The sequence below is a fragment of the Lysinimonas soli genome, assembly GCF_042655435.1.
GTDB lineage: Bacteria > Actinomycetota > Actinomycetes > Actinomycetales > Microbacteriaceae > Lysinimonas > Lysinimonas soli.
The window spans coordinates 1,269,676-1,284,931 of sequence record NZ_JBHSMG010000001.1 but is presented as its reverse complement, the minus strand read 5'-3'; the positions used below and the strand labels follow the sequence as shown (position 1 = coordinate 1,284,931).

At 68.5% G+C, this 15,256-nt stretch carries 16 protein-coding genes and 1 tRNA gene; 14 read left to right on the top strand and 3 right to left on the bottom strand.

Annotated features, from left to right (window positions below; genetic code table 11):
- The first annotated feature begins 116 nt into the window (after positions 1-116).
- The 5 genes from ACFPJ4_RS06130 (at position 117) to ACFPJ4_RS06110 (ending at position 2,973) form a co-directional block, all read left to right on the top strand.
- Positions 117-473 carry an SHOCT domain-containing protein gene (locus tag ACFPJ4_RS06130; protein ID WP_386739447.1) on the top strand — a complete coding sequence of 119 codons (357 nt, stop codon included), beginning with the start codon at positions 117-119 and terminating at the stop codon, positions 471-473.
- Between the two features lie 74 nt (positions 474-547).
- The gene (locus tag ACFPJ4_RS06125) at positions 548-1,462 is read left to right on the top strand and encodes a sensor histidine kinase (protein ID WP_386739444.1); all 915 of its coding nucleotides are present in this window, start codon (positions 548-550) and stop codon (positions 1,460-1,462) included.
- Positions 1,459-1,959 (top strand): response regulator, encoded by a 501-nt coding sequence (locus ACFPJ4_RS06120; RefSeq protein WP_386739442.1) that lies wholly within the window; start codon positions 1,459-1,461, stop codon positions 1,957-1,959. The genes ACFPJ4_RS06125 and ACFPJ4_RS06120 overlap by 4 nt, the downstream gene beginning before the upstream one ends.
- Positions 1,949-2,662, top strand: coding sequence for an AzlC family ABC transporter permease (locus tag ACFPJ4_RS06115; RefSeq protein WP_386739440.1), 714 nt, complete (start codon positions 1,949-1,951; stop codon positions 2,660-2,662). Before ACFPJ4_RS06120 ends, ACFPJ4_RS06115 begins: the two co-directional genes overlap by 11 nt.
- Positions 2,659-2,973 carry an AzlD domain-containing protein gene (locus ACFPJ4_RS06110; RefSeq protein WP_386739438.1) on the top strand — a complete coding sequence of 105 codons (315 nt, stop codon included), beginning with the start codon at positions 2,659-2,661 and terminating at the stop codon, positions 2,971-2,973. The genes ACFPJ4_RS06115 and ACFPJ4_RS06110 overlap by 4 nt, the downstream gene beginning before the upstream one ends.
- A gap of 13 nt (positions 2,974-2,986) precedes the next feature.
- Here ACFPJ4_RS06110 and def read toward each other — a convergent pair whose 3' ends face one another.
- Complete coding sequence (def, locus tag ACFPJ4_RS06105) at positions 2,987-3,553, bottom strand: peptide deformylase (protein WP_386739436.1); 567 nt, start codon at positions 3,551-3,553, stop codon at positions 2,987-2,989.
- A gap of 40 nt (positions 3,554-3,593) precedes the next feature.
- Here def and ACFPJ4_RS06100 point away from each other — a divergent pair, with 40 nt between their 5' ends.
- The 3 genes from ACFPJ4_RS06100 to ACFPJ4_RS06090 all read left to right on the top strand — a co-directional run bounded on the left by ACFPJ4_RS06100 (position 3,594) and on the right by ACFPJ4_RS06090 (position 5,933).
- Entirely contained in the window at positions 3,594-4,547 is a 954-nt protein-coding gene (locus ACFPJ4_RS06100) for a DMT family transporter (RefSeq protein WP_386739434.1), read from the top strand.
- 78 nt (positions 4,548-4,625) lie between these two features.
- A complete protein-coding gene (locus tag ACFPJ4_RS06095) occupies positions 4,626-5,834 on the top strand; it encodes a glycosyltransferase (protein WP_386739432.1) in 1,209 nt (402 codons plus the stop codon).
- Positions 5,835-5,859: 25 nt separating this feature from the next.
- Positions 5,860-5,933: transfer RNA gene (locus ACFPJ4_RS06090), tRNA-Ile, on the top strand.
- 74 nt (positions 5,934-6,007) lie between these two features.
- Here the strand turns inward: ACFPJ4_RS06090 and ACFPJ4_RS06085 are convergent.
- Positions 6,008-6,361 (bottom strand): DUF952 domain-containing protein, encoded by a 354-nt coding sequence (locus ACFPJ4_RS06085; protein ID WP_386739430.1) that lies wholly within the window; start codon positions 6,359-6,361, stop codon positions 6,008-6,010.
- Positions 6,362-6,444: 83 nt separating this feature from the next.
- On the opposite strand from ACFPJ4_RS06085, the gene ACFPJ4_RS06080 reads away from it, so the two are divergent.
- A complete protein-coding gene (locus ACFPJ4_RS06080) occupies positions 6,445-8,187 on the top strand; it encodes an APC family permease (RefSeq protein ID WP_386739428.1) in 1,743 nt (580 codons plus the stop codon).
- Positions 8,188-8,208: 21 nt separating this feature from the next.
- Here ACFPJ4_RS06080 and ACFPJ4_RS06075 read toward each other — a convergent pair whose 3' ends face one another.
- Positions 8,209-9,165: a thioredoxin domain-containing protein gene (locus ACFPJ4_RS06075; protein ID WP_386739426.1), complete on the bottom strand. Its 957-nt coding sequence runs from the start codon at positions 9,163-9,165 to the stop codon at positions 8,209-8,211.
- 117 nt (positions 9,166-9,282) lie between these two features.
- On the opposite strand from ACFPJ4_RS06075, the gene ACFPJ4_RS06070 reads away from it, so the two are divergent.
- The 5 genes from ACFPJ4_RS06070 (at position 9,283) to ACFPJ4_RS06050 (ending at position 15,230) form a co-directional block, all read left to right on the top strand.
- Positions 9,283-10,119 (top strand): DUF1684 domain-containing protein, encoded by an 837-nt coding sequence (locus tag ACFPJ4_RS06070; protein WP_386739425.1) that lies wholly within the window; start codon positions 9,283-9,285, stop codon positions 10,117-10,119.
- 49 nt (positions 10,120-10,168) lie between these two features.
- On the top strand, positions 10,169-11,464 hold the full coding sequence (locus ACFPJ4_RS06065) for a GAF domain-containing protein (protein ID WP_386739422.1): 1,296 nt from the start codon (positions 10,169-10,171) through the stop codon (positions 11,462-11,464).
- A gap of 77 nt (positions 11,465-11,541) precedes the next feature.
- A complete protein-coding gene (gene exaC / locus ACFPJ4_RS06060; RefSeq protein ID WP_386739420.1) occupies positions 11,542-13,065 on the top strand; it encodes an acetaldehyde dehydrogenase ExaC in 1,524 nt (507 codons plus the stop codon).
- 93 nt (positions 13,066-13,158) lie between these two features.
- Positions 13,159-13,569 carry a DUF779 domain-containing protein gene (locus ACFPJ4_RS06055; RefSeq protein ID WP_386739418.1) on the top strand — a complete coding sequence of 137 codons (411 nt, stop codon included), beginning with the start codon at positions 13,159-13,161 and terminating at the stop codon, positions 13,567-13,569.
- Positions 13,570-13,691: 122 nt separating this feature from the next.
- The gene (locus tag ACFPJ4_RS06050) at positions 13,692-15,230 is read left to right on the top strand and encodes a phospholipase C (protein ID WP_386739416.1); all 1,539 of its coding nucleotides are present in this window, start codon (positions 13,692-13,694) and stop codon (positions 15,228-15,230) included.
- Positions 15,231-15,256 lie beyond the last annotated feature (26 nt).

Below are 15,256 nucleotides of genomic sequence, written 5' to 3'. Positions count from 1 at the left end.
CGGTGTGCATCCGGGGGAGTAGTCGAGAGCATCTGCCGGGCAGATTCGCGATGGGCACCGAGCGACGAGAGTGAGGTCATCGGGTTCCGCCGGAACCCTCGAATCGAAGGATCACCGTGCTCACCTCCACCGCTCTCGCAGCCGCAGTCCCGTTCGCGCACCCTGCGCTGGGCTTCGGCTTCGGATTGCTCTTCATCCTCGGACACCTGTTCTGGCTGCTCGTGATCGTCGCGGTCATCATCGCGGTGACCCGTCGCCGTCGCCACTGGGCCGCCGCCGGCTTCGGCCCGTGGGGCCACGGTCCCTGGGGCCATGGCGCCTTCTCCGACTCGGCCTCCCGGGCCGCTGAGACGACGCTCGCCGAGCGCTTCGCGCAGGGCGACATCGACGAGAAGGAGTATCGGGCCCGGCTCGAGGTCCTTCGCGCGAACGCGCCCCAACCGCCGATGGGGCCGGTCGGACCCCAGAAGTAGCCGAAATCCCGGTCCAGAGCGACCGGTAGTCTCTCCTTCGGGCCGAATCATGGCCCGGAGGAGAGACTTTTCGCGTGAACGCCTGGTTCCAGGACAATTCGATCGTCATCGGTCTCGCGCTCGGCATCGCCGCGGTCGTGCTGCTGATCGTCGCGCTCGTGCTCCTCGTGCTCTGGCGCCGGGCCCGCCGTGCCGAACGCGCCGCCCTCGCCGGACGGGTGAACTGGGAGCGCGAGCGCATCGAGCTGGAGCTGTCGCTGGCCGAGCAGACCAGCCGGCTGCGGATCATCCGCGAACTGCACGAGCTGGCCGTCCATTCGGTCTCGGTCATCATCAGCCAGGCCGACGGCGCGCGTTACGCGGCCACCACGGATCCGGATGTCGCGACCCGCAGCGCCTCGGCGATCGCCGAGGCCGCGCGTTCGACGCTCGCCGATCTGCGGCGCGTCATGACGGTCGTGCGCGGTGGCGAGGCGGATGCCGCCCCGCAGCCCAGCCTCTCCTCGGCTCGCGAGCTGTTCAAGGTCATGCGCGACGCCGGCCTCGAGGTCGACTTCGTCGAGAGCGGAACGCGCCTCGACCTCAAGCACGGCGCCGAGCTGGCGGTCTACCGGATTCTGCAGGAGGCCTTGAGCAACGCCCTGACGCACGGCGGCGAGGGAACGAACGCCCGGGTGACCTTCAAGTGGACCGAGCAGGGGCTCGAGGTGCTCGTCGATGACGACGGCATCCGCGCCGAAGCGATCCGCAACGGACTCGACCCCAATGTCGAGGCGCAGAATCGCAGCTACTCGCAGGATGACGACCTGGCGGCGCTGACGCAGTCGCCGGTCGGCCGGGGAATCACCGAGATGCGCGAGCGCACCGAGTTGTTCGGCGGCATGTTCTCGGCGACCACGGTGCCCGGCGTCGGCTTCTCGGTCTCGGCGATCTTCCCGGCCTTGAAGTATCACAACGGGGTGCACGGGGTGAAGCTGGATCCGTCGTGAGCCCGGTCGACGGCGCGCCCGACGCGCGGGTGCGGATCGCGATCGTCGACGACTCCCGCAGCCAACGCGAGGGGTGGGTCCAGCTGATCGCGTCCCAACCGGATCTCGAGGTCGTCGGCCAGGCCGGCGACGGGGCGCAGGCGCTCGCCCTCGCCCGGCGCGAGCCGATCGACGTCGTGCTGATGGACATCCAGATGCCCCGCGTCAACGGCCTGATCGCGGCCGAGCGGATCCGCTCCGACGAGCGGGTGCGCGCCCTCGGCCAGGTGCCGCGCATCGTGCTGGTGACCGCGCTCGATCTTGACGGCCATGTTCCGGGAGCAGCGGTCGCGGGAGCCTATGCCGTGCTCTACAAGGACGTCGACCCGGAGGGGCTGTTCCAGACGATCCGGGAGGCCGCCGCCTTCCGCGCCGACCCGTACCGGCCGGACGAGGGACTCGGGGAGGCATCGCGCGAGCCGTCGGGCGCCGGCTCCGACGGGCGGCGTGACGGATAGCGCGGCCGCACGCCGCACGGTGCGCGATCCCGAGCGGGCGGCAGCAGTGCGGGCGAGTCTCGCGGTCGGACTGGCGGTGTCGGCCTACGGCGTGTCGTTCGGAGCGCTGGCCGTGGCATCCGGACTGGATGTCTGGCAGAGCTGCGTGCTGAGCCTGTTCATGTTCTCGGGCGGATCGCAGTTCGCCGTCATCGGGGTGCTCGCCTCGGGCGGGCTTGCGGCCGCGCCGGCCGCGATCGCCGGGGCGTCGCTGCTCGGCGTGCGCAACGCGCTCTATTCGATGCGGATGGCGCCGATCGTCGGCGGCCCGTGGTGGCGCAGGATCCTCGCGGCGCAGTGGACGATCGACGAGACCACGGCCGTGTCGACGGTGCAGCCGACACTGCGTGGGCAGCGGATCGGGTTCTGGGTCACCGGCGTCGTGATCTACCTGGGATGGAACCTGACGACCTTGATCGGGGCGCTGCTGGGCAACCTGATCGGCGACGTGCGGATGTTCGGTTTGGATGCCGCGGCGGCCGCCGCGTTCCTGGGGCTGCTGTGGCCGCGACTGCGCAGCCGTCAGCCGATCGCGGTCGCCGTCGCCGCGGCCGTGGTGGCCGCCGTGTTGATCCCGTGGCTCCCCTCCGGGCTTCCCGTCCTGATCGCCGCCGCCGTCGCCGTCGTCGTCGGCGTCACCAACTGGCTGGGCAGGTCGTCGTGACCACCTGGAATCTCGTGCTGCTTGCCTCGGCCGCGGTGCTCGCTCTCAAGCTCGTGGGCTATCTCGTGCCGCCGTCGTTCATCGAGCGGCCGACCCCGTCGCGCGTGGCCACGCTGCTGACCGTCGCACTGCTCTCGGCGCTCGTCGTGACTCAGACGGTTCAAAGCGGCGCTCACATCGTGTTGGATGCTCGCCTCCCCGCACTCGGCGTGGCGGCCGTGCTCCTCGCGATCCGCGCGCCCTTCATCGTCGTCGTGCTGGCCGCGGCCGTCGTCGCGGCTGTTCTCCGCCTACTCGGTTGGATGGCCTGAACGGACCCCTCGCTCAGTCCTCGAGATGATCGATGCCCGGAGTCCAGGCCAGACCGGGGGAGCCCCAGCTGCGCTTGCGGATCACCTTGGCCATGAGCCGGTCGGCCGGGTAGGCGAGCCGGTCGGCGTAGAGCAGCCCGTCGAGGTGGTCGTACTCGTGCTGGAAGATGCGCGCCAACCAGCCCTCGGCCGTGATCTCGTAGTCGCTGCCGTCCAACTCGGTGGCGCGCAGGATCGCGCGTGCCGCCCTGCGCAGCGGGAATCGTTCGCCGGGGATCGATAGGCAGCCCTCGGATTCGCTCTCCTCGTCGAGCTCTCCGACGGCGGGCGGGCTGATCCACAGCTCGGGGTTGATCGCCGTGCCCCGGTGCAGTCGACCCTCCTCGTCGCGCCAGTTGTAGACGAACAGACGCAGGGGGACGCCGACCTGCGGCGCGGCCAGGCCGACCCCCGGTGCCGCGGCCATGGTGTCCTCCATGTCGCGCACGAGGGTGCTGAGCGACTCGTCGAAATCGACCACTCTGCGTGCCGCCGTGTGCAGAACCGGATCGCCCGTGATGCGGATCGGGAGCACGGCCATTTGCCAAGGATATCGGGGCCTCAGCAGATAGATTCGACGGGTGCCTCCCGAACTGAGCGATCTTACGACGGCTCAGTACTTCCACGGCATCCCGGTCGTCGGGATTGTGATCGCCCTCGTGGGCGGTCTGTTCCTGGCGCTGGGGGCGCAGTTCCAGCACCGTGGGGTCGTCGTCGTCGAAGAACGTCACGGCAGCGGTCACAAGGCGGGCTTGAGCATCGGGCAGCTGCTGCGGCTGTTGCGGAGTCCCTGGTGGGCCCTCGGCTCGCTGCTGCTCGGCCTGGCCATCCTCTGCCAGCTCACGAGCCTCGCCTTCGCGCCGATCATCGTGGTGCAGCCGCTCGGGGTGGTGGCCCTCGTGATCACCGCGCTCGTCAACGCCCGGGTGTCGCACACCCGGCTCAACCGCTCGGCGGTGCGGGCCATCACCTTCTGCGTCGTGGGCATCGCGATCTTCGTCACGGTGGCCGCCTTCGTCGCTCAGGAGACCCTGATCGGCGAGCAGCAGCTGCTGACGATCCTGATCGTGCTGGCCGTCGTGCTGGTGCTGCTCGGCGTGGCGTTCGCCGTGTTCCGCAAGCGGTTCGGGGCGATCTTCTACATCCTGTCGGCCGGGGTGTTGTACGGCTTCGTGGCGACGCTCGCCAAGGTGGTCATCAACCGCGTCGTCAACGGCAACTTCGAGTGGCTGACCCTGGTGTGCGTCCTCGCGCTGCTGCTCGGAACGGCCCTCGGCGCCTACTTCGTGCAGACGGCGTACTCGGTGGGCTCTCCCGACCTGGTGATCGCCGGCCTCACCGTGGTCGACCCCCTCGTGGCCGTCTCGATCGGCGTCGTCGTGCTCAACGAGGCAGCGAACGCGCCGATCTGGACCCTGTTCGTCTGGATCGTCGCGGCCGGCATGGCCGTGTTCGGGGTGTTCCGACTCGCCAGAACCCGGGCGGCGCAACTCGCCGCCACCCGTGCCGAGGAGGGGAAGATCGACCATGCCTGAGGTACCGTGGGGGATCAGATCGTCTGCCCCCAGACCGAAGGACACCGAGTGACCGACGCGCCATCAGCGCGGCCGCCGATGCGCATACTCATCGGCTGCGACACCTTCGCCCCCGACATCAACGGTGCTGCGAGCTTCGCCAAGCGGCTCGGGGCAGGTCTCGCCGCGCGCGGCCACGACGTGCATGTGATCGCCCCGGCGCAGGCGCACCGGGTCGGCACCTTCGCCGAGGTGTTCGACGGTCAGACGCTCACGGTGCACCGCGTCTACAGCTGGCGCTGGCTGCCGCATCCGTGGCTGCGATTCATGCTGCCGTGGCGCATGAAGGCCAACTCGCGCAAGGTGATCGACGCCATGCATCCGGATGTCGTCCACTTCCAGTCGCACATCGTCGTCGGCAGCGGGCTGGCTCCTGTCGCCAAGAGCCGCGGCATCCGCATCGTCGGCACCAACCACACGATGCCCGAGAACGTGCTGCAGCACGTCACGATCTTCCCGCAGCCGATGCTCGACTGGCTGGCCCGGGTGCAGTGGAAGGCGGCGGCGCGCATCTTCCGCATGGCCGACGTGATCACGAGTCCGACGCAGAGTTCGGCCAGCTACTTCGAGAAGATGACGGGACTGACGCAGGTCGTCGCGATCTCGAACGGGATCGACACGACGGCGTACACGCCCGAGTTCACGCGCCAACCCGACAACCGCGTCGTCTACGTCGGCCGTCTCGACGAAGAGAAGCACGTCGACGAGTTGATCAGGGCGGCGGCGCGGATGGATCCCGCTCTCGACGTGCAGGTCGACATCGTCGGCGGCGGGGAGGTGAAGCAGAAGCTGCGCGACCTCGCGGCGAGCCTCGGAGTGTCGGATCGGGTGCACATCCTCGGCAAGGTCAGCGACGAAGAGCTGCGCGCCACGCTCACCCGCGGCACCGTCTTCGCCATGCCGTCGCGTGCCGAGCTGCAATGCATCGCGGCGATGGAGGCCATGGCCACGGCACTGCCGGTGGTCGCCGCCAACGCGATGGCGCTGCCGCACCTCGTGCACGAGGGCGAGAACGGCCACCTCTACGAACCGGGCGACATCGACGGTCTGGCCGCCGCGCTCACCGACGTTCTCACCGCGGGCCCCGAGAAGCTCGACCGGATGAAGCGGGCCTCGCTCGAGGTCGTCGCGCACCACTCCATGGCGCACACGCTCGACGTGTTCGAGGCGCTGTATCGTGGGGAACCGGTCGCCGGGATCGTCGCAGACCCGGTATCCGGCCCCGAGACGATCACGGCACCCGAATAGGTCGTCGCGTTCTCGACAGGGGCACGGGGCGGTAGCTCAGCTGGTTAGAGCAAGGGACTCATAATCCCTGGGTCGCGGGTTCAAGTCCCGCCCGCCCTACTGGGGTCTCCACCACGGAATCCGTCGTCGGTCAGCGGGGGCCCCGTACCGACGGGGTCTCGACTCTCCTCGGCTCAGCCCGACCAGCCGAACCGGCCGCGTTCATCGAATCCGGCGGGCGACACCGCGACGACCCAGGCCGGATCGATGGCCCCGTAGATGTGCGGGAAGAGCTCGCCGTCGCCGCCGTCCTCCCAGCGCAGGGGGACACCGGCCGTCGTGATCGCCTCATCGTCGAGTTCGAGCACCACGAGCGATTCCGAAGCATCCGAATAGAGGAATCCGGCGACCGCGGGCAGTTGCTCCTGGGTGGACGCGTGGATGAACCCCACTTCGTCGAGGGTCGCGCCCCTGGTCGACATGCGATAGCTGCCCGCGCGCGCGGCCGCCGCCCAGGTCTCACCTTCGGTCACGTGGAAGATCGCCATGCGGCGACACTATCCGGGCGGTCCACCCGGGTGTACTGTCGCCCATTGTCGGCGCCAGCGCCACTGTCGAGGAGGACCCGAAGATGACCGCACCCGTTCCCGTTCAGACGAACAGTCCCGATCAGAAGGGTCTGAAAACCGGGGCGCTCGGTCTGGTTTCGAGCATCGTGGTCGGCGTCGCGTCGACCGCGCCTGCGTACAGCCTCGCCGCGAGCCTCGGGTTCATCGTGGCCAGCGGCGGCGCACTCCTCGCCGGGACGAAGGCCCCCGGCGTGGTCCTCCTGGCGTTCGTGCCGATGTTCTTCATCGCCCTGGCATACCAGGAGTTGAACCGCGCCGAACCGGACTGCGGCACGACCTTCACCTGGGCCACTCGCGCATTCGGGTCGATCACCGGCTGGATGGGCGGCTGGGGCATCATCGTCGCCGACATCATCGTCATGTCGAACCTGGCGCAGATCGCCGGGTCGTACTCGTTCACCTTCATCGGCGACTTGGGCGTCCCCGGAGCGGCCGATCTCGGCAGCGTCACGATCGGCGGATTTCCGATCTGGTCGACTCTCGCAGGCCTCGCCTGGATCGCGATCATGACCTACATCTGCTATCGCGGCATCGAGATCTCGGCTCGGATCCAGTACGTGCTGCTGAGCATCGAGGTCATCATCCTGTTGGTCTTCGCCGTGTTCGCCCTCGTGCGGGTCTACACCGGCACCGGCGAGAGCTACTCTCTGATCCCGCAATGGGATTGGTTCAACCCGTTCACGCTCGACTTCGGCGGGGTGCTCGCGCCGGCCCTGCTCACCGGCATCTTCATCTACTGGGGATGGGATTCGGCGGTCTCGGTCAACGAGGAGACGAGCAACCCCGAGAAGACCCCCGGACGCGCCGCGGTCATCTCGACGCTGCTGCTGCTGGCGACCTACGCCGTGGTCAGTACGGCATCGGTCGCCTTCGCCGGCGTGGGGACCAAGGGGGTCGGGCTCGGCAACGCGAACAACTCGTCTGACGTCTTCTCAGCCATCGGGCCGGCGTTGTTCGGCAACAGCGTGCTCGGGCACATCCTGATGCTGCTGCTGGCCGCCTCGATCCTCACCTCGGCCTCCGCGTCGACCCAGACCACGATCCTGCCGACGGCACGCACCGCGCTGTCGATGGCGGTCTACAAGGCGATCCCCGAGCGCTTCGCCCGGATCCACCCGAAGTACCTGACCCCGACGTGGTCCACGATCGGCATGGGGATCATCTCGGCGGCCTTCTACCTGGTCTTCACCCTGATCAGCCCGAACCTGTTGAGCGCCCTGATCGGCTCCATCGGCCTGATGATCGCCTTCTACTACGGGCTGACCGGCTTCGCCTGTGTGTGGTTCTATCGCAAGACGCTGGTGTCGAGCGTCAAGAGCTTCGTGCTGCGGGGCCTGTTCCCATTCCTCGGGGGAGGCATGCTGCTCGCGGTGTTCGTGTACGGCCTCGTGCAGTTCTCGGCCCCCGACTGGCTGACCGACGACAAGGGCAAGAACGTGACGATCTTCGGGATCGGCGCGGAGGCGGTCGTGGGCGTCGGCGGGCTGCTGCTCGGGGTGGTGTTGATGGCCATCTGGTGGGTCCGCAAGCCGGACTTCTTCCGGGGCAAGACCCTGACCCGCCGCTCGGCCGACCTGGTGCTGGCCGGAGTGGAGGGCAGGACCCCGCTGCTCGGTCTGCCCGACTCCGGGGTGGAGGCGCTCGTCATCGCGCCCGATCTGTCGAACCTGCCGCCCGGGCAGACCGCGATCAAGGCTCCGGGTTCGGACGGCGCGCCCGAGGACGACAAGACGCCGTCGGCCTGAGCGGTGGGACGCGAAGCCTGATCAGCCCCCGGTCGACGAACTCGACGAACTCGACGAGTACAGCGAGGCGATGAACGAGGTCAGGGCCGATGAGTCGTCGAGCTTGCCGGTGTACGACTTCTTGTTGATCTCGACGAGGGGTGCGGCTGTGAGCGACTTCTTGTCGGCGTTGAGCAGGCCGCCGTGGGTCGCGCGGTGGGTGGCGGCATCCACCCAGTTGCCGTAGCTCGTGCCGCCGATGCAGTCCGTGACCTTGGTGTCGGTGACGCCCGCCTTGGTGACGAGGGCGGTCAGAGCGGTCGTCGACTTCGACGTCTGCTTCTTGGTCGACGCCGCCTTGATCAGCGCATCGCTGACCGTGAGGAACTGGCTCGGATCGTTGGCCGCGACGCAGGCGAGGGCATTGGCGGCGCGGCGCGAGTAGTCGTTCTTGGCCGAACTCGTGGTCGCGATCGGGTGCATCTCGAGGGTGATGTACCCCGCGCCGAGCCAGTTCTCGAGCGTCGCCCCGTTGGCCGCCATGAAGGTGGCGCTCTTCGGATCGGCGTAGTCGAGGTACAGCGCAACGTTGGCCGTGGACTTGTGGTTCGCGAGGTTGGTGGCGACCGGCTTGGCATCCGTCTGGATGGCGTCGGTGGTCACCGGCGAGATCGTCGCCTTGTTCGTGCTCGAGTCGGTGGATCCGGTGAGCAGCAGCCCATCGCTCAGCATGTTCGCCGGCCCGATGTAGCTGTCGCGGATGTCCTTCCAGATCAGAAGGCCGGCACCCGTGCCGACGACGGCGACGGCCAGCACCGAGCTGATCACGACGGTCACCCGGCGGCGGATCTGCTTGCGGCGGGCCTCCCTGCGACGCACCTCGACCATCTCGAGGGAGTACGCGGCCTGTTCGCGCTTGGAGAGCTTGCGGCGCTGCTTGTTGCTGAGCACCGGCGCGGGGGTCTGCTCGGCGGGCGCAGGCTTCGAGGTCGTAGGCATTGCGTTGCAGTCTAGGCAAAAGCCGGATGCCGTGTCTGTGCGGTCGCTGCGCACCGGCCAAGGAATGCCCTCGTGTCGGACTCGGTTGAGGCCGGTGACTGGAAGAGGATGGACCCCATGACCGAGACCGCGATCGCGCAGCAGACCCCCGCCGAGCAGTACGCCTACTTCCACGAACGCCGCGAACTGGCCGTCGTCCAGCCGCAGGGCAGCCTCGCCCTGACCAACACGCAGGCGATCGACTCGGAGCAGACGATCTGGGGCGTTCCTGGTCGGTGGGCGCCGTTGCCGGCGGGGGAGTCGGGGCTGAAGGTGATCGCGCAGGCGGCCGACGGCATCCGGGTCGACGGCGTGCTGGTCGACGGCGAAGCGGTCGTGCGCGGCAAGGACGACCCGAACCCGAGCGCGATCGTGTTCAGCGACACGGTGACCGGCTTCGTCATCCGGCTCGACGGGGGCAGCTACGCGCTGCGGGTCTGGGACGCGAAGTCGGAGGCCATCGAGAACTTCGGCGGAATCGACGCCTTCGACTACGACCCCGACTGGGTGGTCACGGCCGACTGGTCCGAGAACCCGGCCGGCACGACCATGGGATTCGAGCACCTCAAAGACGACGGGCAGACCCGCGAGGAGGTGGTGCCCGGGCGCATCACCTTCACGCGCGACGGCGTGGACTACGACCTCGCCGCCTTCAAGTCGGGGCGCGCCCTTCAGCTCGTGTTCGCCGACGCGACGAGCGGCGACTCCACGTACTCGGTCGGCCGCTTCCTCTTCGTGGCTCCGAACGCCGACGGCACGATCACCCTCGACTTCAACCGGGCGATCCTGCCTCCCTGCGCGTTCAGCTACGCCTTCAACTGCCCGCTCCCGCCGAAGCAGAACCGGTTCGGTGTGCCGATCGAGGCCGGCGAGAAGAACGTGCTCGCCAAGGACGGCTCGTTGCTGCATAGCTGACGCGGCGTACGATGTAGCCCACCGCGAGCGAGGGCGATCGGAGGTGGCGATGAGCAGCAGTCCCCGGAGGACCGCGCCCGCCGTCGATCGCACGGCCGTGCGGCGCGCACATGACCTCGTCGTCGGCGACGGGGGAGGGCCCACCGACGGGGTGCGGCACCTGGTGCTCGAGTCGTGGCGGCGCTCGATGGAGTTCCGGCTCGATCCGGATCGCGTGGTGGCGGCGACCGACCTCGGCGAGGAGGAGCTGCGCGAGTACCGGCGCGCGCATCCGCTCAGCCTCGCGCTGCCCACCATCCATCGCCTGCTGATCCGGCACACCTTCGACGCCGGTCTCATCGTGGCCGTCGGAGACCGCGCCGGGCGGCTGCTCTGGATCGACGGCGACCGCGAGCTGCGCCGGCGCGCCGAGGACATGCTCTTCGTCGAGGGAGCGGACTGGTCCGAACGCTCGGCGGGCACGAGCGCGCCCGGCACCGCGCTGGCCCTCGACCAGGGCGTCCAGATCACGCAGGCCGAGCACTTCGGCCGGATCGCGCACCCCTGGAGCTGCACCGCCGTGCCCGTCCACGATCTCGACGGCGGGATCCTCGGCGTCATCGACATCACGGGGGGCGACGACGCGGTCTCGCCCGTGACCCTGCCGCTGCTCGAGGCCACTGTGGCCGCGGTGGAGGCCGAGTTGCGCCTTCAACACTTCGACGAGGTGGTCGCCTCGGCGCCGCGTCCGCGGGCGGCCGTGGTACGTCCGATGCTGAGCGTGCTCGGGCGCGACGAGGCGGAGCTCGAACACGGCCGCGACCACGAGAGCCTCGGACTGCGGCACAGCGAGATCCTGACCCTGCTGGCCTGGCATCGCGGCGGCCTGAGCGCGGAGCGGTTGACCGAGCTGGTCTACGGGCGACCGGATGCCGTTGTCACCCTCCGGGCCGAGATGGTGCGCCTGCGCAAGAGCCTGCCGGCATCCCTCGCGCTCGAGTCCCGTCCGTACCGCGTCAACCAGCCCCTCGAGCTCGACGCGCAACGCGTGCTCGCCTTCCTCGAGCGCGGGGCGCACAAGGTGGCTCTCGGGGCGTATTCCGGGCCGGTGCTGCCGCGGTCGGATGCGCCGGGCGTCATCGCGATCCGCGAGGAGCTGCGCGGCGCACTCCGCGACGCGATGTTGACGGATGCCTCGGCCGACACCCTGCTCGACTACGCCCGCAGCGACGATGCCGCCGATGATCTCGAGGTCTGGACGGCGTGCCTGCGGCTTCTGCCCGCCCGTTCGCCCAAGCGGGCATCGGTCGTCTCCCGTATCGAGCGCATCGAACGGGACTTCGCGCGCAACGCCTTGCAACCCTGACGCAACCTGCCCGGCTCTACGGTCACCAGGGACGGATGCCACCGCTCCGTCACTGACAACGACGTCGAGGAGCAGACATGACCGTCTACGCGAACCCCGGAACCCCGGGGGCCAAGGTCGCCTTCAAACCCCGCTACGAGCACTGGATCGGCGGTGACTGGGTGAAGCCGAAGCGCGGGGAGTATTTCGACGACATCTCGCCCGTGAACGGCAAGCCGTTCACCGAGGTCGCCCGCGGCACCGCCGACGATATCGAGGCAGCGCTCGACGCGGCAGAGAAGGCCGCCCCGGCATGGGGGCGGACCTCGCCGACGGAGCGCGCCGCGATCCTGAACAAGATCGCCGACGTCATCGAGGCGAACCTCGAGTTGCTCGCGGTCGCCGAGACCTGGGACAACGGCAAGCCGATCCGCGAGCCGCTCAACGCCGACCTGCCGCTCGCGGCCGACCACTTCCGCTACTTCGCGAGCCTGATCCGGGCGCAGGAGGACTCCTTCACCCAGCTCGACGCCGACACGGTCGCCTACCACTTCCGCGAGCCGCTCGGCGTGGTCGGGCAGATCATCCCGTGGAACTTCCCGATCCTGATGGCGGTGTGGAAGCTCGCTCCCGCCCTGGCCGCCGGCAACGCGATCGTACTCAAGCCGGCCGAGCAGACGCCGGTGTCGATCCTCGTGCTGATCGAACTGATCGGCGGCATCCTCCCGCCCGGGGTCGTCAACATCGTCAACGGCTTCGGTGTCGAGGCGGGCAAGCCCCTCGCGTCGAGCAAGCGGATCCGCAAGATCGCGTTCACGGGTGAGACCACCACGGGGCGCTTGATCCTGCAGTACGCCGCAGCGAACATCATCCCGGCCACCCTGGAGCTCGGCGGCAAGAGCCCGAACATCTTCTTCGAGGACGTGATGGACAAGGATGACGCCTACCGCGACAAGGCGCTGGAGGGCTTCACCCTGTTCGCCTTCAACTCGGGCGAGGTGTGCACCTGCCCCAGCCGCGCGGTCATCCAGAAGTCGATCTACGACGAGTTCGTCGATCTGGGGATCACGCGCACCAAGAAGGCGATCCAAGGCAACCCGCTCGACACCGACACGCAGGTCGGCGCTCAGGCGTCGAACGACCAGCTGGAGAAGATCCTCAGCTACATCGACATCGGCGTGAAGGAGGGCGCGAAGCTCTCGGTGGGCGGCGGGCGTGCCGATCTCGGTGGCGATCTCTCGGGCGGCTACTACGTCGAGCCGACGATCTTCGAGGGCAACAACTCGATGCGGCTGTTCCAGGAGGAGATCTTCGGGCCGGTTGTCGCGGTCACCTCCTTCGAGGACTACGCCGAGGCCATGCTGATCGCCAACGACACCCTCTACGGGCTCGGCGCCGGCGTGTGGACCCGCAACGGCAACCTGGCGTATCGCGCGGGGCGTGACATCCAGGCCGGACGGGTCTGGGTGAACAACTACCACGCCTACCCGGCGGGTGCGGCCTTCGGCGGCTACAAGAGCTCGGGCATCGGCCGCGAGAACAACGCCCTGGCGCTCGACCACTACCAGCAGACGAAGAACCTGCTCGTCTCGTACTCGGAGAACGCGCTCGGATTCTTCTGAGCCGCGTCGTTCCGGCCCGAACGGGTGGTCGGCGGTTCCGCCTGGGCTCCGCCGACCACCATTTCCCATCCATGACCAGCAGGAAAGGCCCCGATGTCACTCGACGCCACGGTCGTGATTCCCGGCGAAAGGCTCTCGCGCGTCGCGCTGAATCCCGACGCGCTCGAGTTGCTGCGCCGGCTGTGGAGCCGCCACGGACCGCTGATGTTCCATCAGTCGGGCGGATGCTGCGACGGCAGTTCACCGATGTGCTTTCCTGCGGGCGACTTCCTCACCTCGGCCGCCGACGTGCTGCTCGGGGTCTTCGACATCTCGCCGGCGGGCGATGGCTCGCAGCCGATCGCGTTCTGGATGTCGGCCGAGCAGTTCGAGTACTGGAGCCACACCCATCTCACGGTCGACGTCGTCCCCGGGCGCGGCAGTGGCTTCTCGGTGGAGGCGCCGGAGGGCGTGCGCTTTCTCATCCGCTCGCGGCTGATGGAGATCGAGGCGCCGTTCGCCTGAGCCTCGTTCACCGCGGGTTCACCCATCGGATGCCCGATCGTTCCACCCCCTGTCGGGGGTGACGGAGGAGAATCACACCGCACCCGGGGACTCCTCCCGGGTCGACGAAGTGAGGAGACCTGGTGAAGATCAGAAGCACTATGGCACGCACCGCGATCGTGGCTGCCGCCGTCGGCGTTCTGGCGATCGGTGCGACGATGCCTGCCATGGCGTCAGGACTGGCGACGGATCACCCGCCGGCAGGGTCGACGTCGACCCCGATCACGCACCTCGTGGTGATCTTCCAAGAGAACGTCTCGTTCGACCACTACTTCGCCACCTACCCCGTCGCCGCCAATCCGGCGGGCGAGCCGAAGTTCTGGGCGGCGAAGAACACGCCGACGGTCAACGGCTTGGGTTCGGCGCTGCTCACCTCGAACCCGAATGCGGTTCAGCCGTTCCGACTCGACCGCACTCAGGCCGAGACCTGCGACCAGGATCACAGCTACACCGACGAGCAGAAGGCGTTCGACAGCGGTCTGATGGACAAGTTCGTCGAGACCGTCGGACGGGGCACCGCGGCGTGCACCGACTACGGCAAGGGCCCCGGACTGGTCATGGGCTACTACGACGGCAACACCGTGACGGCGATGTGGAACTACGCGCAGCACTACGCGATGAGCGACAACTCGTACGGCACGACTTTCGGCCCCTCGTCGCCGGGCGCGCTGAACCTCGTGTCGGGGCAGACGCACGGCTTCGCGACCACCTCGAAGGCCGTCACCGCATCCGGCACGGTCATCGGAGACCCGCAACCGGCTGGTGACGTCTGCGACAGCCGCGACGCGACGACCTCGGTCGACTCCGCCAACAAGAACATCGGCGACCTGCTGAATGCCAAGAACGTCAGCTGGGGCTGGTTCCAGGGCGGGTTCGCCGACTGCACCGCGAGCCACGCCAACGCCGCCGGGGTGACCAGCAAGGACTACATCCCGCATCACGAGCCGTTCCAGTACTTCGCGAGCACCGCGAACCTGACCCACACCCGCCCTGCTTCGGTCGCCGAGATCGGTCACGCCGGTCCCGCCAACCACCAGTACGACCTGAGCGACTTCTGGTCGTCAGTCAATGCCCGCTCGATGCCCGCCGTGAGCTTCGTGAAGGCGCCGGGGTATCAGGACGGCCACGCCGGCTACTCGACTCCGCTCGATGAGCAGAAGTTCCTGGTCGACACGATCAATCACCTGCAGAAGACGCCGGACTGGCGCTCGACGGCTGTGGTGGTCGCCTACGACGACAGCGATGGCTGGTACGACCACCAGATCGGCCCGATCGTGAACCAGAGCGCCGATCCCGCGGTCGACGCGCTCAGCGGCACCTCCTGCGGCACCAACGCCAGCCACGTGCTCGGCGGCTACGCCGACCGCTGCGGCTACGGACCGCGCCTGCCGCTGCTGGTGATCTCGCCGTACGCGCGCACCAACTTCGTCGACCACACGGTCACCGACCAGACCTCGGTCCTGCGGTTCATCGAAGACAACTGGAAGACGGGACGGATCGGCAACGGCTCCTACGATTCCCTCGCCGGCTCGATCACGGGGATGTTCGACTTCTCGTCGCACCGAGACGGCGACGCGCGAGCCCTCCACCTGGATCCGTCGTCGGGGCTCGTCACGCACTGACAGCGAGGCGGCCCGGGCCGCAGTCG

Bases quoted from the DNA above. Each gene is read 5' to 3' on its own strand.
- ACFPJ4_RS06065 (WP_386739422.1), top strand. From the start codon at position 10,169: ATGAGCAGCAGTCCCCGGAGGACCGCGCCCGCCGTCGATCGCACGGCC.
- ACFPJ4_RS06075 (WP_386739426.1), bottom strand. From the start codon at position 9,165: ATGCCTACGACCTCGAAGCCTGCGCCCGCCGAGCAGACCCCCGCGCCG.
- ACFPJ4_RS06055 (WP_386739418.1), top strand. From the start codon at position 13,159: ATGTCACTCGACGCCACGGTCGTGATTCCCGGCGAAAGGCTCTCGCGC.
- ACFPJ4_RS06070 (WP_386739425.1), top strand. From the start codon at position 9,283: ATGACCGAGACCGCGATCGCGCAGCAGACCCCCGCCGAGCAGTACGCC.
- exaC (WP_386739420.1), top strand. From the start codon at position 11,542: ATGACCGTCTACGCGAACCCCGGAACCCCGGGGGCCAAGGTCGCCTTC.
- def (WP_386739436.1), bottom strand. From the start codon at position 3,553: ATGGCCGTGCTCCCGATCCGCATCACGGGCGATCCGGTTCTGCACACG.
- ACFPJ4_RS06085 (WP_386739430.1), bottom strand. From the start codon at position 6,361: ATGGCGATCTTCCACGTGACCGAAGGTGAGACCTGGGCGGCGGCCGCG.
- ACFPJ4_RS06080 (WP_386739428.1), top strand. From the start codon at position 6,445: ATGACCGCACCCGTTCCCGTTCAGACGAACAGTCCCGATCAGAAGGGT.
- ACFPJ4_RS06095 (WP_386739432.1), top strand. From the start codon at position 4,626: ATGCGCATACTCATCGGCTGCGACACCTTCGCCCCCGACATCAACGGT.